Genomic DNA, 18,521 nt, shown 5'->3' on the forward strand with positions numbered 1-18,521 from the left:
TTGTTACCTCACCGTCAGCGATTTCAAGCGAGGCTGCTCTAGGTCACTGATGATGTCTTCTTGTATCTTTCCGCCTACGGTGAACCTTACCGATTCAACCTCCGCCATATGGGTGTGGATCTCACTGCCAAGCAAGGACAAACTAAAGCGGCTCCGTGGCTTCGCACGCGTCATTTCTGGATACGCCGCCGTTTCACGAAAGGCAGCTCTGATCCGGTCTTCCGCTTCCAGCAGTTCATTTACTGTGGTTTGTGCGTCAAGGTTCGCTGCTAACACCACATCCGCAATCACATCATATTCAATGTCAGGAATGGCTTTGCACGTCAGCACATCGCCATGGCCGTGGTGCCCTTGAGCCATAATGTGTTCATTTAACTGGTCAAGAACGGGCTGTGGCGTTGCCCCTACTTCCATCAAAATCAAAGCTTCAGCACTGCCGGGAATAACATCCCCTGTATTTCTGAAGTAAATGTTATCGCTGCGAATGCCGGCAACGCTGGCAATGATAGAACGATAAACATCATCGATGTGCCATTCACCCGAACTGGTGAACGCGTTTTGTATACGCAAGGCTAACTCTTCATTGCTCTCGGCATTCGCACCAAGTTTGGTTATCCAGTCTGGTTCATTGACCGCTCCAACAATGCCTGGGATTTCTTCAGGAATGATATTGAAATAACCAGCAGGTAAATTAAAGGCCGCTCCTGGTTCAAATGCTTCAACCAACACCTTGCCCGTTGGCTGCTCTACCTCAATCACGCTTTCAGTCAATACGCGAACCTTATACACCACACCATTAATAGGTAGGGTTTGGATCACGGCGCCACCATCAACGGTGACCGCATCGGCTGTATTTGCTTTAGTGAGCGTGATGTAACCTTGTGTTCTCTGTGCATCTTTCGGCTCGATATTATGTTCCCAAGCTTTTAACTCCAACCCCCAACGCTGCGCCGTCGCCACAAACATGTTGGGCATAATATACTGAGCCAATAACGTTCTGATTAACCATACACAAGGGCTTACTACCGCCGCACGAACCCATCGCCAAAACGGCGACATTTCAGAGTCGTTAGAGATCTTACTGCCAGCTCCCACCACTTTTTGTTTTAACTCAACTTCCAGTGCCTCTTCGGTAACCGGTACACCCGATTCACTTAAGATCTCGATAAAGTCAGCGCTTGGTCGTTTATTCATACTTCGTTCTCTTCCAAAGAAAGCGCAAAATCACCATACTCATAAGTGATTGCGGTTAATGTTATTACCCCTACTTCTGGCTCCGCCGCTGTCGCGCTGCCCGGAATGATTCTCACATCGAGTTCCGATAACTGCTCAACCTGTACTAATACATCAGCACGTAAGGCAGGGTTTCGCTCTGCAACTAACTGACGGACCAAACCCGATTCCATAATTGAATGTTTGATGTCTTGCGCAATGCTGTATAAATCACTGCACTCGGTTGGTTGTTGCCCAGCGTCCATCTCCCAACCGCCGTCGTTCACTCTTATGTCGATGTATTTTTTGTTTTCTGATAAATGGCTATCCGGCATTGAGTTCATCCCACTCCGCTAGTTGGTCTGGTGTCATTCCACTTGGTGCCGTGATGTAAACGTCACCGTAAGAAGTCATATTGCTACCTTGTGGTTTATGGGTAGTCGTGACGTTTTGAACCATGCTAGGCGGTAGCGTAGGCATCGCTCCCGACTGTTTGTATTCTGCTATGCTGCCACTATTAACCGTTGGCGTTTCTGCTGCGTCGAACGCCATTGGCTGAATGGGTTTAGGGCCGCTTTGCTCTGCTTGAACCGCTGCCCTAATCTCTGGTGTATCAACCTTGCTACCCAGTTCAATATCTACACCGGGGATCATGTTCAGTAGGTCAACAATGCCCTCAATCGCTCCGGCAATAACATCAAACCAAGCTGTATCTTTGAATGTTGCGGTTAAGTCGTCCCACCAATAGATTGCAGCGGCCACACCACCAATAAGCAGTGCAATACCAGCCACTACCCACGTGATTGGGTTCGCCCATAAAGCGGCATTAAATAGCCAAGCGGCGGCGGTGCTTGCAATTGTGGTAATGCGTAGCAGTTTCATTATGCTGTTCAAGCCCGTCATGGTGACGGCCCAACCTGCTGACATCATTTGCCCGATACCCATAGCAAGCGAAAGCGTTGCGACCACCCCGCCAAGGGACAAACCAGCAATAGCCACATAACCCAGAATTTCAGCCAGCCAAGGAAATTCGTCTGTCCAACCCACGACAACCATCAATCCGTCAGCCATTGAACCAACAACCGCATTGATAGACGGAAGAATGGCACCGAATACCGCTGCACGAACAGCAAACCAAACTGACTGTAGGCGCTCCCATTGGTCGGTCATTGCGCTCGCCATTTCTTCGGCTTTTGACATACCTTGAACTTGACCGAGTTGATCAATGCTTCCTGCGAGTCCGTCGGTGTCCGTCATTAATTGTTTGATTAACGCTGTCGCTTGCTTACTTCCAAAAGCCTTATCTAGCTGTGCTGATTCAGCGACACTAAGCGTGTCACCAAACTGAGCTTTGATTTTTTCTAGGATGTCTATCATTGGCAGCATTTTTCCTTGGCTATCAGTAAAACTGAGCCCCAACTCATCCTGAGCTTTTGCTACCCCTGAAAGGAATGCGCGATATTTTGTGCCCGCTTCACTGCCACTCATGGTGGCTTGCAAGGTACCTAATATCGCCATTTGTTCATTCATGGCAATACCAGCCGAAGTGGCGTCAGCACCAACACTTGAAAAGGCACTGCTCATCTCTGAGCCAGTTGTTTTAAACATTTGCACCGCGCTAGCCGTTTGGCCAGCGACAACTTCGACCCAATCACCTTTTCCCATCTCTGTAGCTTGGGTTTTAAATATTCCGTACATGGTGCCCATGTAACTGGTGATTGTGGATGTATCGGCTTTCGTTGCTGCTGCTAATACACCGGACGCTTTGGTGAATTGAGACAGTTCATCACCATTTAAGCCCGCAATAGCAGACTGAATATCATAAGACGCATTAACAAAATCAGTGGCTGATTTACCGTATTCAGCAGCGAAGTCTAAGGAGGTCGCTTGTAACTGTTTTAATGCGTCATCAGTCACTCCAAGCGATTTCACCTCTCCAAGCTTTCTGTCCATTTCAATGGCTGGCATCAACGCATTTTGAATAGCAAAACCAGCAGCAACCAAACCCGCGCCACCTGTCGCCATGTTCTGCATGCCTTGCTTGCCTGCTTCCATGGAAGATTGCACTTGTTTGGTAATGCCTTGCAGTGGTTTAGTCACTTGGTCGACCAAGGCCACATGCATTAATAGCTTTTCCATACTCATTGCGAAATGCTTACCTTAGTTATTGAACAATCGGCTGATTGCGCTCATGACGGCTCGCTCGTTGCGTTCGAACTGGTACTTATCCAGCCAGATAGCACGGCTTAAACTGTGTTCGTCGTCCGGTTCGTTTGGCAGAAAATGACGACGCAGGGCAAAGGCTTGTTCAAGTGGGTTATCTTCAATCCGCTTTGCCCTGTCAGTTATTTTTTTAGTGAGATTTCAATGCCACCTTTAGAGGCATTACTCACGGTTGCATACAACTCGATGGTTAGGCCGGGAACGCTATCAAGCAACTCGATCAGCGCGTCTTTCTGCTCGGGTTTTACCGTGCGAGTCAAATACGTGTATGCAGGAGCCACTTTGTTGTTTGGCATCATGTCATTGGTGTAGTTGTTCGCATCTTGCACCGATGGTGTGAATTCGAACTCATTGCCACCGATAGTCACTTCTACAGGTTTTGATGTGAAAGCAGGTTTAGTCATTTTCATCTCTCTTCGTCTTTGTGTGCTTAGCTTCGTGCTTGGCACGCCATTGCAAATAATCTTCGGCTTGCTGAGCGCATTGACTCAGGGCTGCTTTTAATTGGGGGACATCTTCACTGGCCGTTATTAACGGACTAGTGCCTTTTATTTCTGGTTTATGGCAAGGAACTATCAGCCCCGCAGGTGGTAGCTTCACCACAACTTGAGTCGTCACTAATTCAGTACGGCTGGCGCAACCTGTCAGTAACATCACTAGGCCAAGGCTTTTGATAACACTCATCATCGGCAAGTTGATGTCGAAGCGTTTCAATATCCTCATTGAGCTGTTCCTCTATCATGCTGTGTTGCCGGGCTCGTTCGACCAATATCTGATTCGAGTCGTGGTTCTCTTCGGTCAAGGTTTCAATGGTTACCTGATTCACTTGGTTGGTTGATAAGGCCGTATCTAAACGCGCACTTAGTGCGACTTGTTCAGCTTTACTCGCTTTTAGCATCAACCACATCGATGTCATGACACCCCCTATCACGGCTATAACTAACCACTTAACCCATGGAACATGCTTAAATGGAGAGGCAGCGATCATGTTCTTTTTCCCTGCGGTCAATTAAACCTTTCAGCTTCACTCCACCGCCATAAACCCACCTTGGCAACTCATGACAGGCTTTCGTAAAGTTGCCCTGTTTGATGTAGCGATAAATCTGGGTTTCACTGCCATCACGGTTACGCATGAACCGAGTACAACCCGTGTTGAAACTGAAAGAGGTGAACGCATCAAACTGACCTTGTGACATCCGTTTTTCTGCGTCAGCCTCGGCGCGGCTAATACACTGCTCAGCTTGTTGTAAATTCTTCACCCAGTCAGTTGCGATCTGCTCTAACGACACCACTTGGTCTTTCACGTCATGAGTGTTACCAATGCCATTGGTTGCCAGTCCGGCAGGACAGGTGTAAGGGTCTTGTCTACAACCCTCTGCATTACCAATGATTTCCAAACCTATTGGACTGGTTCTTAGCTGGCCGACTTGCTCACCCGCAATCATTACATTGCCAATCGATAGCTCTGAGCTACTTAATGTGACTCCACCGGTCACCAGACCGATGACTGCAGCGACGGAACAAAGAATGCGTTTAGTCAATTTCATTCAGTGCCACTCCTTTTTCGCTTGCGATACGTTGCATTGCTCGTTTGTGCCAATAGTTCAAACCCAATGCTGCTAGGCCGATGACCAGTGATAAAATGAAATACCACTGTTCAAATGTCAGTTTGCTGAAAGTCATACCTGCCAATGACATTAGATAAGCAATTCCACTGGTTATTTTGTCGTACCAGTCTCTCATTCGGTTACTCCCGTTCTGCCTGGCAAGTTGCACAGTAACGACACCCTGCTATAAACAGCCGACGCGCTTCTGGGATTTCATCACCACACTCGTAGCACTCTTGCGCACTTTCTTGTTGGCGGCTCTGCACTGACCGTTTAAGTTGGTCTGCAATCGCCATTTCGGTGAATTTGGCTTCGTTATTACTGGCATGGTCGATAAAATCCGGCATTCTTTCTCTCTCTGAAAAGGCTTAAATGAGACCGCGTGTGTCGTCTGTACTTAGGTATGAAACACCATTGATGCGAACAAAGTGTGGGCTCGTCACAAAACCTTTCAGCTTGCGCTTGGTTTTATCACTGCTGTTAGGGTCAATGCTTAGCAAGTCTGAAATTTGCAGCTTTACGCCGAACAATTCGACTTTGTCTTCATCGTCCCCAGTATTGGCATAGAACATACAATCGTGAGGTTTGATGCCACGCCAACTGCCTGCTTCACGTGCTTTTTGCTGCAACTTGCGGAAGTTGTTCAAATCCAACTCATATTCCACTTCGCAACCTACCGCGCCATGAGTAAAGCCTGTTGGGATACCTTTCTCTTTATCGACGGCAGATTCATCACTAATGGTTGCTGTTGCTGATTCAACGTGAACCAGAACACCCAACATGTTGACGTCGAAGCTTCGACCTGTATAACGAGAATGCATTGATTACTCTCCTAGACGTTGGTTAAGCATGATGCCGATTGTGATTTTCACTGGGCATTCATAAGGCGTAACAGCAAGGAGAATTTCCACTTCTTCACTGTTAATCCAAGTAATGGTGATGTCTTCATCTTGCGGCGGCTTAATTTCACCAGGGAACTCGTAATCGCCGATTTTCGTCACGACCGCCATTTCGCGCAGGTCTTGCGTAAAGTAGAGTTTGGCCGCGGCGATACTGCCCGGTGTTGAGTTCAGTTCACGGTCCGCAATTCGGGCAATGGCACGCACGCGCACTTTACGCGCCGCTTTCATGGCTACACGGATATGGCGAATGTCTTGGAAATCCCCACCCGGCACATCTAAGGTGCGACCCGTAGTCCAATATTGACCTGGATAATCTGGGTACCACATCGGCACCGCCATTCGCGCCGCTTCCAAGGCTTTTAACGTAGCCAAGTCCAACGGCTTGCTTTCCTTATCGCTCGCCAACGCCATGCTGCCCAGTACACTGCCGGTTTTGACTCGCGCCGGTGAATCCGCAATTGACACTTCCTGATTGGCCAAGCGACCAGCGTAAATCCCAACGGTCGAGTTATCTTTATGTACTTGAGGCACAACGGTGATGTATTCACTCGCAAGATTGGTAGGGACGGCTACGGTTGCCGCTAGCCACTCGGCCCATGTCTCGCCTGCAACCGAGTCATCATTGATGCCGGGCAGCGTGCAAATCATGAATACTTCACGCCCTAGTTTGGCTTTAAGCTCATGACGAAACGCGATCGCGTCTTCAAGTACGGTTTTGCCTGTGTCTGGCTTATCGAGCACAACAGCTTCAAAACTTGAGGTTTCATTGGCTTTAAATACCGCGGCTTGCCAACTGTCTGCTGGGTCTAAAACAATCACACCTGCAGTCCAGTTCTGTTTGCCGTTTCGTTGAGCAGCTTTAAGCGTTCGGATGTGTATAGGGTCGATGTTATCGAATGTGCTATCGGCGAAATCCGTGGTGTTGTCCACCATAATGAGGCTGCGTTCGGCTCCCGCGACGGTGCCGTACACGACAAACAGAAAGTGAAATTCAACGCCCGGAATCGGTCCGCGCATCATGTTCAGTATGTTAATAATGACGGTAGGCCATGCCATGTTTAGTTGCTCCTGTTTCGATTCAATTCCCGCTTAATAATCATCGCCACTCGTTTGGGGCTAACTCCTATTAATCGGCGTTCTGGGCGGTCTACTTCCCACTTGCGTGATGGAGTTTTGTTTTCCAAATCACTAATTAGTTTTGCGACTTCGGCTACGGTCATATTCTGAGTAATGAATTTGAGCGTTGGCTTTTTGCCTCTCTTCTGTCTGCCTTGAGGCGTAAACCTGTACCCTAAATCGCGTAACTCTTTCGCTTGTTCTCTCGTTGCCGGATCGGTTTTCTTTGGTTCTTTCTTTTTCTTTGCCTGAACAAAACGTGCTTTTAAGCTACTTTCTTCGTTTTCACCTGAATGATGCTTTGCGGCAACGTAACCAGAGAATCCGGGCCAACCGATATAAACTGTTCGGTGATTGTCTCGCTGAAAGTATTTAATTTTCCTAGCAAGTCCCTTGAACATCTTCGTGCGGCCACGTTTGCGTTTCTTCCAACGATGACCTTCAGGGTCTTGTTGATTACGCATGTTTTGCTGCGTATGCTTTTTTGTGTACCGTCCGATCTGCGCTAAGATTCGTTGGCGGCTCTTTTTATCGAGCATTACCAACTCAAGTTGTTCTTTCACTCGCAGGTAACTGCGCTTATCGGCTCGTATTTCAAACATTACGGATAGTGATATTTGATAGTCTTTGCGCCTGCCAAATCTCGTATTCTTCGATTTTCCAGCGACGACTATTCCAGTAAATCGGCCCCTCTGGGTGTTCGATGACTTTTACTGGCTCTTCAAACATGACCGAAATAAGCACTTCGGCGTTTTTCTCATCTTCTAGAACGATATCCACATCAGGGTCGGCGAGCTCTTCAATACGGAAACGATCAACGTCGTTATCCATTAGCCAAGCACCAACATTCGCGAACAACACTGCAGGGTCATACTCTTTGAAAGGAAACTTATCGAAGTAAAAATCAGCAACGTAACGCTGGTAGATCAGGTCAAAACCGTGGCCCATGTGCTTGGTTTCTAACTTCAATTCAACCTTGCCCATTTCACATTCCATACGTTTAGCAATCTTGTCGCCTACAACTGTGGTTAAGAATGCGCTTAGATCACGCAGCTTGTAGCCTGCTTGGTATTGCGTTTTCATAGCAGATCCACCGATGAGCGGTTTAGCCCTTTCATATTTCGAATAATGCGCTGGCTTTCTGAAAGCAGCTCCGTTCGCACTTCTACACTTCTGTCTGCCATGTGATCACCTTTGTCCTTGGTATGCACGGTTGCAATGTCGGGTAACAAGTCGGCTTTGGCTCTGGCGAACACGGCAGATTCGTACTGGTACACCACTCGGTTTTTGCCATTCATTATCGGGAAAGCAGGAACATCGCCAGCAGCCGCATGCCTCTCTTCTTGATACTTGATTTTTAAATCTTCAAGTTGCTGATTTACTTCCGAGACAGCATTAACTAGAGCAATTGCAATCCGATCGGTATCTTGAGCGGCAGGAATACCGCGGCGCTTTTCGAAATCACCTGCATTGATGTTCGGCCAGAAACCATCATTGGTAATCTCTGTCACCTGATAGTTCGAGCCAGAAGCGCCTGTAAACATTGCCATTCCTCATGAAAATAAGTGAGCCTCTAGCCACTGGGTCGATAGGTCACGATGAACTAAAAGCTCTCGCACCCTCGCCAGCCGAGGCTCGGCGGCGTAGGAGTCTTTAAAGGTTCGTGCCTTCTTGAATGGCACGAATACGTTGTTCAATTTTCTTGATTTGGGTGCCCACGCCCACTTTGCTGTGCTTATCGTGGGCGTGATGAAGCAGAGCCAATGCCTGTTTCAGTGTTTCCAAATTACCGACCGCTGTCGCTTGCGGTTGACCTTCTTTATTTCGGATCAGGGATAACCCCGCAAACTTGTACCACTTGGCGTGAACCTTCTCGTGTAAGCGCCAGTCTTTCTCAACCTTCTCAAAAACTTGGGAGAAATAAGGTTCAATCGAGTTCCCCCGTTCTAATTCGCTTTCCGCCCATGCCAATACCTCATCAGCACAAAATGTCGGCCAATCACGACGAAAATTCTCTGGTGTTGGCAAGTCACGTTCGATGGCTTTCATGCACCAATCAATGGCGGTATCCAGCTCTTTAATATCGAATAGCCAGATCACCAAGTTGGTAAAGATGGGGTTTTCGAACTGTTCACCACTTTCTAAGTAACGCTGAACGTACGGCTTGTATTTCGGGACTAAGACATTGCGCTTATGCTCGACACGGTCAGCTATCGCATTGAAAGAGCGTAAATGCTTGCGGTCTTCTTCGAAGTCAATCAGCTTAATGTGCAGGCTGTCGGTGTCAGCCACAGACTCTACGCCAAAGCTTTGCCGCTCTTTTACTGCTTTCTTTGCAAGGTTGTCTCTCATACCTGGAGATAAGCGCATCGTCATTTACCCCTATGCCGCCGGTGTCGCACCGAAGTGTACTTTCGCTTCATTGAAGCTTGCGTAACCTTCATGATCACCCACGGCATAACCTTCGTTGCGTAGGTATGAGTTTTCATGTTGCTTGCGGTCTTCTACATGCTCCGACTTACGGTGACGCGTGTTGCGCTGCGTATAGATATGCAGGTTTTTCAGCGTAGTCACTGTCATTCGCATACCAGGGAAGAACGGTGGCGACATGGCACGACGACCAGCAATAGAGTTTGGCAATTGTTGCGCTGCTTTCTTCTCTGTTGGTGTTTTTGCCGCGTCGTACAAACGAGCCTGTTCGAATGAAAGAAGATCAGCCCCCACCAACACAATCAAGTTTGGGTCGTTTCGCAACGCCGGATGAATCTTGGTATTGATTAAATCAGACGCCATCGAGTCTAAGTTGGTGTAATCACCACCACCTTCAGGGTCTAGGTAAATATCTACATCAATGATTTGCTCTGGCGACTTTTCTTTTACTAGCTGCTGCCAGCCCTTGTTGATGTCTTCACCGTTTGGACTGGTAGCAGGGTTGGTTGTTTCTGCTACCGACGTACCATTAAAACCAACGCGGATCATGTCTTGCGCAAAGTTCAACGTTGCGTTTTCGTTTAGACGCTTCATGAATTCGCCAGGCTTACCAGAGTTAGCCCAAACACTCAGCAAATCCCATGTTGCTACGGCGCAAGAGTCGGTTTCGACTAGCGTGTAAGTATTGCCATCGACCTTTGAGTTGGTCGTATGGCGGCCACCTTTTTTACGGCCTGTATGTAGCTTATTGGTGCCAACATCCACAACCTGACCAGAAACTTGGTCTACATCTTCAACCGTGATCAGCTTGAGGAAATCAACAGACTCCATCAGCTTATTTTTTAGCGCCGTTTCAATCGGGCCTGAAATAGCGAATTGCTTACTTACATCAGGACGAGAAAACACTTCACACTGCTTTGCACAGTATTGCTCTAGCAATGCACGAGCGGTTTGAGTTAATTGCATTTACTATTGCTCCTTATACAAAATTGCTAATGTCTTCCGCCGCACCTTCTCCGCCCGGCTCTTGTCCCGGCACTTCTTGCGACAGGGCGTTAAACTTAGTCTCAAGGGCAGACACTTTCTCTAAAAGTGGGTTAAGCTTTTCTTCCAGCGTTGCAGAGAACTGCTCAACGGTAGTGCCTTCCGGCTTAACTTCCGGTTTTGGCTCTGGCTCGGGCTCTTGCTTACTGAACTCTTGCTTGAGTTCATCTTTCAGCTCGGTTTTTAAATCATCTTTAAGCACACCAAATTGCTCTTTTAGTGCGGCTTTTAATTGCGCTTCGGTCACTTCCGTTTCCTCGGGTTCTGGCTGTTCAGTTGGTATTTCTGGCAGTTCCCCACCAGATTGGAAATAGCTTGCGATGGTCGCTAATGCTTGTGCTAACGGATTGACAGAATAGAACTCGCTAAGATCGATTAACTCCAATGAATCGGTTTCAATCTCTTGAGTTTCACCCGCTTGGCGAGAGAACTTGAGGCGAGTCGTGCCCGTTGAGGCTGGGGAGTCAGTCACAGCTAGGCCAATCAGGTAAGCTCGCCCCGTTCCTTGGAAATCTGGGTGCATCTCGATAGAGGTATAGAGCTTCTGACCTTTTTTGTTAGCGGAGAGTAAGAGCTCATTTGGCGTAATTTTGGCCAGCAATCGCAGTTTGCCTGCACGTTTTTCAGCTTTAACTTGCGGCACTTCACCCCAGTTATTACCTTCGAACACGTTCCAGTGAGAGCGAAAGTGTTCAGGCCAAATTAATGCGCCATAAAGTGCAGGCGAATATGACTCACCCATCTCTTTAATCTGTGCCGCGCTAATCTGGCGACCGTCTACGGTAGCGCCTTCGGTTGCAACAATATTCCAATCACTGGTTTTGCTCATGTTTGTCGTTTGCCTAGTTAATTACGTCAAATACATCTTGGTCACGGCAAACAATACGCCTTTGACTGACTGCTTTCAGCCACTTCAATTCCTAGAAATTCGGATACAGCCCATATCCGAATTCATCCGAATTTTACTTAGTCATTTGCGAGTTTTCGGAGCGTATGATGCGCTTATGGCATATTCAGATGAAATCAAAGAGGCCGCGAAAAAGCTTTATTTACGCGGGGTACCTCCAAAGGAAATTGCGGCGCAACTTAACCTTAATAGCGACCGTATTATTTATACCTGGGCGGAGAAATTCGGCTGGGCTTTGTTGTTGAACGAACTGTCCGTTGAGGAAATGGTTAACCGCCGCTTGGCCGTGTTAATTGATAAAGATGAGAAAAGCGATCAGCAGCTGAAAGAGATGGATAAGCTTATAGACCATCACGTTAAGTTGCTAAAAGCTCATGCTGATGCAAAAGCCAAAGCGGAACGCATGCTCTCGCAAGGCAGCTCGAAGGAGAACCGCGCCGAATCATCCAATCAAAGTCGTGGGGGTCATGGCAGCAGTAAGAAAAAAGGTAAAGGCAAAAACAGCATTGAGCACCTTTGTGAAGATGACTTTGTCGGTTGGCATGAGTCACTATTCGAATATCAGCATGTCATGCGTAACAACATCAAACAGCGTATTCGCAACATCCTAAAATCACGCCAGATTGGCGCGACTTACTATTTCAGTGGCGAAGCGTTAGAAGATGCCATCCTAACGGGCGATAACCAAATATTCCTTTCAGCTTCTCGCGCTCAAGCCGAGGTTTTCCGTAGCTACATTATTGCGATTGGTAAAGAATTCTTGGGTATCGAATTAACCGGCAACCCAATCATTCTTTCTAACGGTGCCGAACTGCGCTTTTTATCAACCAACAGTAAAACCGCCCAGAGTTACCACGGCCATGTTTATGTCGATGAATATTTCTGGATACCTAAGTTTGATGAGCTGAACAAACTTGCCTCAGCAATGGCTACACATAAAAAGTGGCGTAAAACCTACTTTTCTACCCCGTCTTCCAAAATGCATCAGGCTTACCCTTTTTGGACGGGCGACTCATGGCGCAAGGGCAAAGAGTCTCGGGAGAAAATTGAATTCCCAACCTTTGCAGAATATCGCGACGGTGGTCGACTCTGTGATGATAAACAGTGGCGTTATGTTGTCACCATTGAAGACGCTGCGAAGGGGGGTTGCGATCTATTCGACATTGACGAACTGCGCGAAGAATACAGCGAAGATGACTTCAACAACCTATTTATGTGTGTGTTTGTTGATGGCTCGCTTTCTGTCTTCAAGTTCTCTGACCTTGAAAAAAGCATGGTGGACGCGGCCCACTGGCAAGACTTTAAACCAAAGAACAAACAACCTTTTGCTCATCGAGAAGTGTGGCTAGGTTACGACCCAAGCCGAACCCGAGACAATGCCTGTTTGGTGGTTGTCGCGCCACCTGCCGTCGCGGGTGAACGGTTCCGTGTATTAGAAAAACACTACTGGAAAGGGCTTAACTTCCAGTACCACGTTTCAGAAATAGATAAAGTGTTTCAGCGTTACAAAGTCACTTACATCGGCGTCGATACCACCGGCATTGGTGGCGGCGTTTGGGACTTAATATCGAAGAAATACCCACGTGAAGCTCACGCCATCCATTACAGCAACGAAAACAAAAACCGTCTAGTGATGAAGATGATCGACATCGTAGAAGCCAAACGACTTCAATTTGATGCTGAACACAAAGACATTGCGATGGCGTTTATGGCGATTAAGCGAGTACCAACCGCCAGTGGTAACGCCATGACATTCAAAGCAGAGCGCAGCCAAACGACAGGCCACGCCGATGCATTCTGGGCTATTTCTCACGCCATCATTAACGAACCGCTAGATCATTCCAATCCAACAAAATCAACGTGGGCCACTGCAGCATGACCGAACAAACAGAAACTCTAGTCAAACAAGAAGAACAAGCATCCGAGTCGGTCTATCACATCGACTCTGCACCAGAGGCCATCGACGCCAATAGCTGGATGACGTCTTACTCAGATTTGTTTTACAACGATTTCGACAACTACTGGGAGCCGCCCATTTCGCGCCAAGGCTTATCAGAGACCTCACGCGCGAATGCTTACCACTGTTCACTGCTTCGAGCTCGGGCTAACTATGTCGCTGCTCGATTTCTCGGGGGCGGAGGACTAACACACCGACAAGTGCAGTTTTTTGGTAATAATTACTTTACCTTTGGTGATGCCGCTTTCTTGAAAATAAGAAATGGATTTGGCCTCCCAATAAGACTTCACCCGTTGCCTTCTATGCACTTGCGCCGCCGAAAGAACGGCGACTTCGTCATACTTGGACGCGACAATAAACAACGTGTCTACAAACAGAAAGACGTTATTTTCTTGCCTCAAGATGATTTGCAACAGCAAATCTATGGCTTACCAGATTATTTGGGCAGCTTGCAAAGCAGTTTACTCAACAGAGACGCGACCTTGTTTCGTCGCCGCTACTACAAGAACGGCGCGCACATGGGTTTTATTTTTTACGCTACAGACCCAAACTTAAGTGATGATGACGAGAAGATGCTGAAAGATAAAATCGCGAGCTCAAAAGGCGTGGGCAATTTCCGCAGTATGTTTGTCAATATTCCCGGTGGGCATGAAAAAGGCATCCAGTTGATACCTGTAGGTGACATTGCGACAAAAGACGAATTTGAACGCATCAAGAACATTACCGCTCAAGACATTCTTGTAGGACATCGGTTCCCTGCAGGTAAAGGCGGCATGATGCCCCAACCTGGTTCAAGCTTTGGTGACCCAGAAAAAGTGGGTAAAGAGTATGCGAAAGACGAGACCATTCCTGTCTGTAAATTGATTATGGATGAGGTAAACAACGACTATGAAATCAAAAACATGAAACACTTATATTTAAAATTTGATACTGACACTGATACGGAAACAAGCACGTAAAACTGTACAAAAACACAGCCCTTTAACGTATCATTACATGGTCAGTCAATAAGCTAGGTTTTACTATGAGAGTGTTGTGTCCAGAGTGTGGTTGTAAAAGCCGTATCCAAAAATCTAATCGTATATCTTCAGGTTATGCCGACTTGTATTGTGCTTGTAGTGAGGCAGAGTGTGGGCACACATTTGTGATGAATTTGTCGTACAGCCACACGCTAAGCCCTTCTGCGAAAACAACTTCACAGATGGCATTTAACTTGGTTAAAGCTCTAGCACCAGCTCAAAGAAAAGAGCTGAAGCAGCAGCTTTCAATGCTATAACTTGAACTCTGGACTATCCACTTCATCAGCCATTTGGATGATCATCTGAATGGCTTCTACTTTGTCGCTATCGAGTTTACCTTGATTGTCTGCGACCACTAATCCCATCAAATACGCACCGACCTGCGCACGACTTTCGGCTTCAGTGCTTAACGCTACTCCATCGATGATGAGCTCCAGAGCTTGCTGGAATAATTGGTTTTTATCAGACATATCAATACCCTTAACAACAACGCAGACAATATACTGTATATTCATACAGTCTTCTACCAGTATTTTGCTGTCGGTGTCACTGTATCGAAAGTTGATGAGGTAAAGTCCATTTACCGAACTTTAGTCTACGTTAATATTCCTTCCCCTTTCATGAAGCTCTCCCAGGCTGGTTCAGACCTATCTAACTCCATTTCAAGGAAGTACTTATCGAGTATTTTTTGGCTTTTAGGTGGAATTCTACAGTTATTGCCACTGGACCAAGGGCGGTCGCTCCCGCTCCCTTCAGAAGCCTCCGACAAGTCGGAGTCTTTCTTAATGAGTTTCCATTCCGTTTCTCGTGTATAAACAAGTAAACCTGAACCTTCCACCCCATCAGTAACAGTCACAATTTCACCGTATTTGTTTTCGCGTTCTTTTGTAACTAAGCGGATTGGACGCTCAGACGATCTAAGCCTATGGCCGCCCATATAATCCATGTAAGCCGAAAAGAAACCACAGTCGGCCGCTCTTCTGGCCTTTTCAAACAAGCAGTATTCTTGCTCTTCATCGATACGACGAAGCTCTCGCCAAATGGTCACTGGCGGCGTTTTCTGAAATTGGAACTGACGAAAGCAGAATGTACGTGACCAAGCGGTGACGTTCTTTACGGTTTCTTGAAGCTTGGCTCTTTTATTGTCTCGGTCAACTTCGCCTTCAAGAGCATAACCATCAACGTTTTTCGAAATATACTTAGCAAGATAAGCAACGGCACCTCCGGCAGATTTATCGATCAGCTTTGCATCAAAGCGCGCTTTCATTGCTTTGGTTCTTGGTGTGCCGTCATCAAAATATAGGTCTTGGGACTCTCTGAACTGATACGCTTCAAGCCCTGCGATGAACGCCTTTACGTGTTCTAACGGCATGAAAAATACGCCATGCCAGTGAGGTGTACCGTCTTGGTGAGGCTCGACTACTCTCATACCGTAATACACCAACCCTCGGTAATCGGCCCAGGCTCTGAACAAGTTCCAGCCATGGCTCAGCCAAGCATGTGCGTCTTTCGGGTTAGCACCATCAAACTTCGGGTTTTCTATCCAATATTTACCGTGTTGTTTGAGCCTGTGAAATCGGCTCGGTGAGGTCATCGTGACAAAAATTGCGACATGATCATTGCTCTCAGCATATTCCTGACAACCAGCAATACGCGTCATTAGCTCATGTCTACGATTTGCGGGATTGCTTTGAGACGAATCAATAACTGTTTTTAGGTCAACTACGTCCCCGTTTTCGGATTCTATCGCCATCAACTCAATCCATTCTCGTTGACGATCTTGACGAATAGTTAACCATTCACACGCAGAGTTAGACGCATAAGGTGAGCTATGCGGGGAAACCATACCAGCAGCACGACGGGCATTCTCAAATACCGCAACAACAATACGGCCAATAGCTCTGCGCCAAAACGCTTCATCCATTAGCCTGACAATCATGGAATATGCTTGGTTGGTATCCTCAACATGAGCGAAATGAGGTAGCCATAGAGAAGCACCAGTGAATTGATTAATAAATGAGATTGTCTCAATTGGTGAGAGCCCATGTTCTGACGCGAGCCTGACTCGGTTTCCGCAGCGCCCGGCCATTTCAACAGCCAATTTCGCTCTTTTGATTTCGTTATCAACTTTCCACCAAGCTTCAGGTAACACGGAAAACGCAGATGCAACCGCACTACTGCGCTTTTCAATAAACTCAATTGCACGCTTAAAGCCATACTTTTTTAATCGGCTCGAGGCTGCTTTATCAATATAGTTACGGATATCGAAAGGTAACTTGAGCTTGTTAGCGGTCATAGACGCAAACTCAAACACTCGTTCGCGAGGTGTTAGCTCTCCATCATGAACCCATACGCCATTCACGAAAGAAAGTTGGGAAGTGCCTTTTTGATTATCCAGATAGGAAATCAACTCCCGATGCAGATTGCTTGGGAGTCGATTCAGTGGATTGTTTAGATTAATGTTTTTCTTCTGCATGAAAGTTAAGAACGTGCCATCACACGATTAGGTAAACGCAAAGACTTTTGCTTTAATTTCGTGCGCCACACTCTTTTGCGTCGCTCGCGCTCTGTTTCTGTTATTGTTCGTTTTGCTTCAAGCTCAGCTCGTACCTTCTCTAACCAAATAAGGCCACGCTCTTTGTCTTCCTTTGTCAAAGAGTAATGCGGCAAATCCGGACAAGGTAAATGGCAAGGTTCAGTAAAAGTTTGAATGCTCATATCTCAGTAAACTCCTGTGCATCTACAACAATAAATCCGCCTAGCCCTTCACCTTCGCTTAAAACTCCGTGGCGAACGTGGTTACAGTTAAGTAGCTCGCAAGCTTGATTAACGGCATCGTCTAACGAATCGAAATCTCCAAGCGCCGTTGTTTCTGGCTCTTGAGTGTGTTTGTGGCGCTTCATCGCACCATCACCAAATAATCGAATGGCTACGTATTGCATTAGGCACGCTCCACTCGCTCTGAGATGGCTTTCATTTCTAAACCCGCTTGTCGCCGAATATCTTGCCAAAGACGAATATTTGAGTTTTGCTGGCACTCTTGCCCTTCGACTGAGTTCTGTTGGTACTTGCTGATATTCAGCGCAGCAACGTTCTGTAAGTGTAAAGCTTCTTCTAGGGTGTTCAGTTCGATCGTTATCATGTGGAAATGTCCTTACTATTCTCTGGAGTTAACTCAATCCAGGAATCGGTGCACCACTGGCGATGAAGTCCACGCTCATACTTAGTAATGGCGTGATGCCCGTTGTGCGACTTTCAAGATCAGAGATCAGCGCGACTAGATTGCTGATACTGCAATGCGCCTTGTCGATGATGGTTTGCTTGTGTGAACGGCTAATACGGCTGCGTCCTCCGTGTTCCAGCGCCATGCGAGATAGGTCGCCAGAGTGCACCGCGTTTTCTAGCGCCCGCTTGATAAAGGTTTCTTGATTCGCATCACTTGGGATATGAGCCGTCACCACACCGAGGCCAAGCAAAAGACTATTAAGAATGGTGTAGTTGCCACTCGCTTTGGTTATCAACACAAGTTCTACGTTGGTTAGAATGTGCGGCTGCTCTGGGTTGAGCTTATTGCGCAGCATGGTGGCATTCATTCCTACGGCTTTTGCTAACTTGGTCATGTTCTCCGAGTTCGCAAATGCACAACACGCTTCGTTAAATGCCTTTTGTTTAGAGCCACGGAATTCGCACATTGAATCAATTTCGTTCATAGCGAATACTCAATTGAAGAAAAACGGTACGAAAACGCAAGCCCAACCAAGGGTATTTAGCCACCAAGGGCAATGCTCTTTGGTTGGAATTAAGGAAGATAAGCGCATGATCACCTACCCCAAGTTTTCCATTGCTTCACGTGTAGCAATTTCAAGTAACGCCACCATGTTGATTAGCGGTGTTTCTTTACCTTTTGCTTTAGTTTTAATGGGTAAGCGACCATCTGAGACCCAATCCATGATGGTCCGCTTAGGCATACCAGAGAACTGGGAATATTGGTCATACGTCATGAAAGGGGTATTTAGGACTACTTGATATGAGAGCATAGTGATATCCTGTTAGGTTATTGAATGTTGTGTAACGGTCTAGTGAGTTGCAGCTCGCTAGTCATTA

At 47.0% G+C, this 18,521-nt stretch carries 28 protein-coding genes; 3 read left to right on the forward strand and 25 right to left on the reverse strand.

What is annotated here, in order from left to right; translation table 11 throughout:
• Positions 1-3: 3 nt before the first annotated feature.
• The 18 genes from AC3D28_RS06450 to AC3D28_RS06535 all read right to left on the reverse strand — a co-directional run bounded on the left by AC3D28_RS06450 (position 4) and on the right by AC3D28_RS06535 (position 11,363).
• Entirely contained in the window at positions 4-1,194 is a 1,191-nt protein-coding gene (locus AC3D28_RS06450; RefSeq protein WP_488535933.1) for a baseplate J/gp47 family protein, read from the reverse strand.
• On the reverse strand, positions 1,191-1,556 hold the full coding sequence (locus tag AC3D28_RS06455; RefSeq protein WP_488535934.1) for a DUF2590 family protein: 366 nt from the start codon (positions 1,554-1,556) through the stop codon (positions 1,191-1,193). The genes AC3D28_RS06450 and AC3D28_RS06455 overlap by 4 nt, the downstream gene beginning before the upstream one ends.
• Positions 1,537-3,357, reverse strand: coding sequence for a phage tail tape measure protein (locus AC3D28_RS06460; protein ID WP_488535935.1), 1,821 nt, complete (start codon positions 3,355-3,357; stop codon positions 1,537-1,539). The genes AC3D28_RS06455 and AC3D28_RS06460 overlap by 20 nt, the downstream gene beginning before the upstream one ends.
• A gap of 15 nt (positions 3,358-3,372) precedes the next feature.
• Entirely contained in the window at positions 3,373-3,561 is a 189-nt protein-coding gene (locus AC3D28_RS06465) for a DUF6890 family protein (protein ID WP_488536066.1), read from the reverse strand.
• Positions 3,558-3,839, reverse strand: a complete 282-nt coding sequence (locus tag AC3D28_RS06470) for a putative phage tail assembly chaperone (protein ID WP_098415196.1) — start codon at positions 3,837-3,839, stop codon at positions 3,558-3,560. The genes AC3D28_RS06465 and AC3D28_RS06470 overlap by 4 nt, the downstream gene beginning before the upstream one ends.
• Positions 3,832-4,089, reverse strand: a complete 258-nt coding sequence (gene lysC, locus AC3D28_RS06475; protein WP_098415195.1) for an Rz1-like lysis system protein LysC — start codon at positions 4,087-4,089, stop codon at positions 3,832-3,834. The genes AC3D28_RS06470 and lysC overlap by 8 nt, the downstream gene beginning before the upstream one ends.
• A complete protein-coding gene (locus AC3D28_RS06480) occupies positions 4,058-4,351 on the reverse strand; it encodes a DUF2570 family protein (protein WP_488535936.1) in 294 nt (97 codons plus the stop codon). The genes lysC and AC3D28_RS06480 overlap by 32 nt, the downstream gene beginning before the upstream one ends.
• Before the next feature lie 49 nt (positions 4,352-4,400).
• A complete protein-coding gene (locus AC3D28_RS06485; protein ID WP_098415193.1) occupies positions 4,401-4,982 on the reverse strand; it encodes a lysozyme in 582 nt (193 codons plus the stop codon).
• Positions 4,969-5,178, reverse strand: a complete 210-nt coding sequence (locus AC3D28_RS06490; RefSeq protein WP_098415192.1) for an HP1 family phage holin — start codon at positions 5,176-5,178, stop codon at positions 4,969-4,971. The genes AC3D28_RS06485 and AC3D28_RS06490 overlap by 14 nt, the downstream gene beginning before the upstream one ends.
• 4 nt (positions 5,179-5,182) lie before the next feature.
• Positions 5,183-5,389 carry a TraR/DksA C4-type zinc finger protein gene (locus tag AC3D28_RS06495; protein ID WP_488535937.1) on the reverse strand — a complete coding sequence of 69 codons (207 nt, stop codon included), beginning with the start codon at positions 5,387-5,389 and terminating at the stop codon, positions 5,183-5,185.
• Positions 5,390-5,410: 21 nt separating this feature from the next.
• The gene (locus AC3D28_RS06500; RefSeq protein WP_098415190.1) at positions 5,411-5,863 is read right to left on the reverse strand and encodes a phage protein; all 453 of its coding nucleotides are present in this window, start codon (positions 5,861-5,863) and stop codon (positions 5,411-5,413) included.
• Between the two features lie 3 nt (positions 5,864-5,866).
• Entirely contained in the window at positions 5,867-7,000 is a 1,134-nt protein-coding gene (locus AC3D28_RS06505) for a DUF2586 domain-containing protein (protein WP_488535938.1), read from the reverse strand.
• 2 nt (positions 7,001-7,002) lie between these two features.
• Positions 7,003-7,662, reverse strand: coding sequence for a phage virion morphogenesis protein (locus AC3D28_RS06510; RefSeq protein WP_488535939.1), 660 nt, complete (start codon positions 7,660-7,662; stop codon positions 7,003-7,005).
• Entirely contained in the window at positions 7,655-8,143 is a 489-nt protein-coding gene (locus tag AC3D28_RS06515; RefSeq protein WP_488535940.1) for a phage tail protein, read from the reverse strand. The genes AC3D28_RS06510 and AC3D28_RS06515 overlap by 8 nt, the downstream gene beginning before the upstream one ends.
• Entirely contained in the window at positions 8,140-8,604 is a 465-nt protein-coding gene (locus tag AC3D28_RS06520; protein ID WP_488535941.1) for a head completion/stabilization protein, read from the reverse strand. The genes AC3D28_RS06515 and AC3D28_RS06520 overlap by 4 nt, the downstream gene beginning before the upstream one ends.
• Positions 8,605-8,713: 109 nt before the next feature.
• On the reverse strand, positions 8,714-9,430 hold the full coding sequence (gene gpM / locus AC3D28_RS06525; protein ID WP_488535942.1) for a phage terminase small subunit: 717 nt from the start codon (positions 9,428-9,430) through the stop codon (positions 8,714-8,716).
• Between the two features lie 12 nt (positions 9,431-9,442).
• Entirely contained in the window at positions 9,443-10,456 is a 1,014-nt protein-coding gene (locus AC3D28_RS06530) for a phage major capsid protein, P2 family (protein ID WP_098415184.1), read from the reverse strand.
• 13 nt (positions 10,457-10,469) lie between these two features.
• Complete coding sequence (locus AC3D28_RS06535) at positions 10,470-11,363, reverse strand: GPO family capsid scaffolding protein (RefSeq protein WP_098415183.1); 894 nt, start codon at positions 11,361-11,363, stop codon at positions 10,470-10,472.
• Between the two features lie 175 nt (positions 11,364-11,538).
• On the opposite strand from AC3D28_RS06535, the gene AC3D28_RS06540 reads away from it, so the two are divergent.
• From AC3D28_RS06540 to AC3D28_RS06550, 3 genes are all read left to right on the forward strand, one after another.
• Complete coding sequence (locus AC3D28_RS06540) at positions 11,539-13,320, forward strand: terminase large subunit domain-containing protein (protein ID WP_488535943.1); 1,782 nt, start codon at positions 11,539-11,541, stop codon at positions 13,318-13,320.
• Entirely contained in the window at positions 13,317-14,357 is a 1,041-nt protein-coding gene (locus tag AC3D28_RS06545) for a phage portal protein (protein ID WP_488535944.1), read from the forward strand. Before AC3D28_RS06540 ends, AC3D28_RS06545 begins: the two co-directional genes overlap by 4 nt.
• Before the next feature lie 65 nt (positions 14,358-14,422).
• Positions 14,423-14,674 carry an Ogr/Delta-like zinc finger protein gene (locus tag AC3D28_RS06550; RefSeq protein WP_488535945.1) on the forward strand — a complete coding sequence of 84 codons (252 nt, stop codon included), beginning with the start codon at positions 14,423-14,425 and terminating at the stop codon, positions 14,672-14,674.
• On the opposite strand, the gene AC3D28_RS06555 is transcribed toward AC3D28_RS06550, so the two are convergent.
• The 7 genes from AC3D28_RS06555 to AC3D28_RS06585 form a co-directional block, all read right to left on the reverse strand.
• A complete protein-coding gene (locus AC3D28_RS06555) occupies positions 14,669-14,887 on the reverse strand; it encodes a hypothetical protein (protein WP_488535946.1) in 219 nt (72 codons plus the stop codon). The two genes, AC3D28_RS06550 and AC3D28_RS06555, sit on opposite strands and share 6 nt — an antisense overlap.
• Before the next feature lie 125 nt (positions 14,888-15,012).
• Complete coding sequence (locus AC3D28_RS06560) at positions 15,013-16,893, reverse strand: replication endonuclease (RefSeq protein WP_488535947.1); 1,881 nt, start codon at positions 16,891-16,893, stop codon at positions 15,013-15,015.
• Positions 16,894-16,898: 5 nt separating this feature from the next.
• Complete coding sequence (locus tag AC3D28_RS06565) at positions 16,899-17,135, reverse strand: hypothetical protein (RefSeq protein ID WP_488535948.1); 237 nt, start codon at positions 17,133-17,135, stop codon at positions 16,899-16,901.
• Entirely contained in the window at positions 17,132-17,359 is a 228-nt protein-coding gene (locus AC3D28_RS06570; RefSeq protein WP_025517531.1) for a hypothetical protein, read from the reverse strand. Before AC3D28_RS06570 ends, AC3D28_RS06565 begins: the two co-directional genes overlap by 4 nt.
• Positions 17,359-17,559 (reverse strand): hypothetical protein, encoded by a 201-nt coding sequence (locus tag AC3D28_RS06575; protein WP_488535949.1) that lies wholly within the window; start codon positions 17,557-17,559, stop codon positions 17,359-17,361. The genes AC3D28_RS06570 and AC3D28_RS06575 overlap by 1 nt, the downstream gene beginning before the upstream one ends.
• 28 nt (positions 17,560-17,587) lie before the next feature.
• Complete coding sequence (locus AC3D28_RS06580; RefSeq protein ID WP_488535950.1) at positions 17,588-18,127, reverse strand: phage regulatory CII family protein; 540 nt, start codon at positions 18,125-18,127, stop codon at positions 17,588-17,590.
• A gap of 114 nt (positions 18,128-18,241) precedes the next feature.
• A complete protein-coding gene (locus AC3D28_RS06585) occupies positions 18,242-18,454 on the reverse strand; it encodes a hypothetical protein (protein WP_488535951.1) in 213 nt (70 codons plus the stop codon).
• Positions 18,455-18,521 lie beyond the last annotated feature (67 nt).

Source organism: Vibrio sp. TAP-3B (assembly GCF_057784735.1).

Excerpts from the sequence above, each read along its gene's own strand:
- AC3D28_RS06565 (WP_488535948.1), bottom strand. The coding sequence starts at position 17,135 with ATGAGCATTCAAACTTTTACTGAACCTTGCCATTTACCTTGTCCGGAT.
- AC3D28_RS06550 (WP_488535945.1), top strand. The coding sequence starts at position 14,423 with ATGAGAGTGTTGTGTCCAGAGTGTGGTTGTAAAAGCCGTATCCAAAAA.
- AC3D28_RS06505 (WP_488535938.1), bottom strand. The coding sequence starts at position 7,000 with ATGGCATGGCCTACCGTCATTATTAACATACTGAACATGATGCGCGGA.
- AC3D28_RS06495 (WP_488535937.1), bottom strand. The coding sequence starts at position 5,389 with ATGCCGGATTTTATCGACCATGCCAGTAATAACGAAGCCAAATTCACC.
- AC3D28_RS06500 (WP_098415190.1), bottom strand. The coding sequence starts at position 5,863 with ATGCATTCTCGTTATACAGGTCGAAGCTTCGACGTCAACATGTTGGGT.
- AC3D28_RS06485 (WP_098415193.1), bottom strand. The coding sequence starts at position 4,982 with ATGAAATTGACTAAACGCATTCTTTGTTCCGTCGCTGCAGTCATCGGT.
- AC3D28_RS06535 (WP_098415183.1), bottom strand. The coding sequence starts at position 11,363 with ATGAGCAAAACCAGTGATTGGAATATTGTTGCAACCGAAGGCGCTACC.
- AC3D28_RS06510 (WP_488535939.1), bottom strand. The coding sequence starts at position 7,662 with ATGTTTGAAATACGAGCCGATAAGCGCAGTTACCTGCGAGTGAAAGAA.
- AC3D28_RS06580 (WP_488535950.1), bottom strand. The coding sequence starts at position 18,127 with ATGAACGAAATTGATTCAATGTGCGAATTCCGTGGCTCTAAACAAAAG.
- AC3D28_RS06520 (WP_488535941.1), bottom strand. The coding sequence starts at position 8,604 with ATGTTTACAGGCGCTTCTGGCTCGAACTATCAGGTGACAGAGATTACC.
- AC3D28_RS06515 (WP_488535940.1), bottom strand. The coding sequence starts at position 8,143 with ATGAAAACGCAATACCAAGCAGGCTACAAGCTGCGTGATCTAAGCGCA.
- AC3D28_RS06570 (WP_025517531.1), bottom strand. The coding sequence starts at position 17,359 with ATGCAATACGTAGCCATTCGATTATTTGGTGATGGTGCGATGAAGCGC.
- lysC (WP_098415195.1), bottom strand. The coding sequence starts at position 4,089 with ATGTTACTGACAGGTTGCGCCAGCCGTACTGAATTAGTGACGACTCAA.
- AC3D28_RS06480 (WP_488535936.1), bottom strand. The coding sequence starts at position 4,351 with ATGACATCGATGTGGTTGATGCTAAAAGCGAGTAAAGCTGAACAAGTC.
- AC3D28_RS06470 (WP_098415196.1), bottom strand. The coding sequence starts at position 3,839 with ATGACTAAACCTGCTTTCACATCAAAACCTGTAGAAGTGACTATCGGT.
- AC3D28_RS06490 (WP_098415192.1), bottom strand. The coding sequence starts at position 5,178 with ATGAGAGACTGGTACGACAAAATAACCAGTGGAATTGCTTATCTAATG.
- AC3D28_RS06540 (WP_488535943.1), top strand. The coding sequence starts at position 11,539 with ATGGCATATTCAGATGAAATCAAAGAGGCCGCGAAAAAGCTTTATTTA.
- AC3D28_RS06575 (WP_488535949.1), bottom strand. The coding sequence starts at position 17,559 with ATGATAACGATCGAACTGAACACCCTAGAAGAAGCTTTACACTTACAG.
- AC3D28_RS06450 (WP_488535933.1), bottom strand. The coding sequence starts at position 1,194 with ATGAATAAACGACCAAGCGCTGACTTTATCGAGATCTTAAGTGAATCG.
- AC3D28_RS06545 (WP_488535944.1), top strand. The coding sequence starts at position 13,317 with ATGACCGAACAAACAGAAACTCTAGTCAAACAAGAAGAACAAGCATCC.
- AC3D28_RS06555 (WP_488535946.1), bottom strand. The coding sequence starts at position 14,887 with ATGTCTGATAAAAACCAATTATTCCAGCAAGCTCTGGAGCTCATCATC.
- AC3D28_RS06585 (WP_488535951.1), bottom strand. The coding sequence starts at position 18,454 with ATGCTCTCATATCAAGTAGTCCTAAATACCCCTTTCATGACGTATGAC.
- AC3D28_RS06455 (WP_488535934.1), bottom strand. The coding sequence starts at position 1,556 with ATGAACTCAATGCCGGATAGCCATTTATCAGAAAACAAAAAATACATC.
- AC3D28_RS06560 (WP_488535947.1), bottom strand. The coding sequence starts at position 16,893 with ATGCAGAAGAAAAACATTAATCTAAACAATCCACTGAATCGACTCCCA.
- gpM (WP_488535942.1), bottom strand. The coding sequence starts at position 9,430 with ATGCGCTTATCTCCAGGTATGAGAGACAACCTTGCAAAGAAAGCAGTA.
- AC3D28_RS06460 (WP_488535935.1), bottom strand. The coding sequence starts at position 3,357 with ATGAGTATGGAAAAGCTATTAATGCATGTGGCCTTGGTCGACCAAGTG.
- AC3D28_RS06530 (WP_098415184.1), bottom strand. The coding sequence starts at position 10,456 with ATGCAATTAACTCAAACCGCTCGTGCATTGCTAGAGCAATACTGTGCA.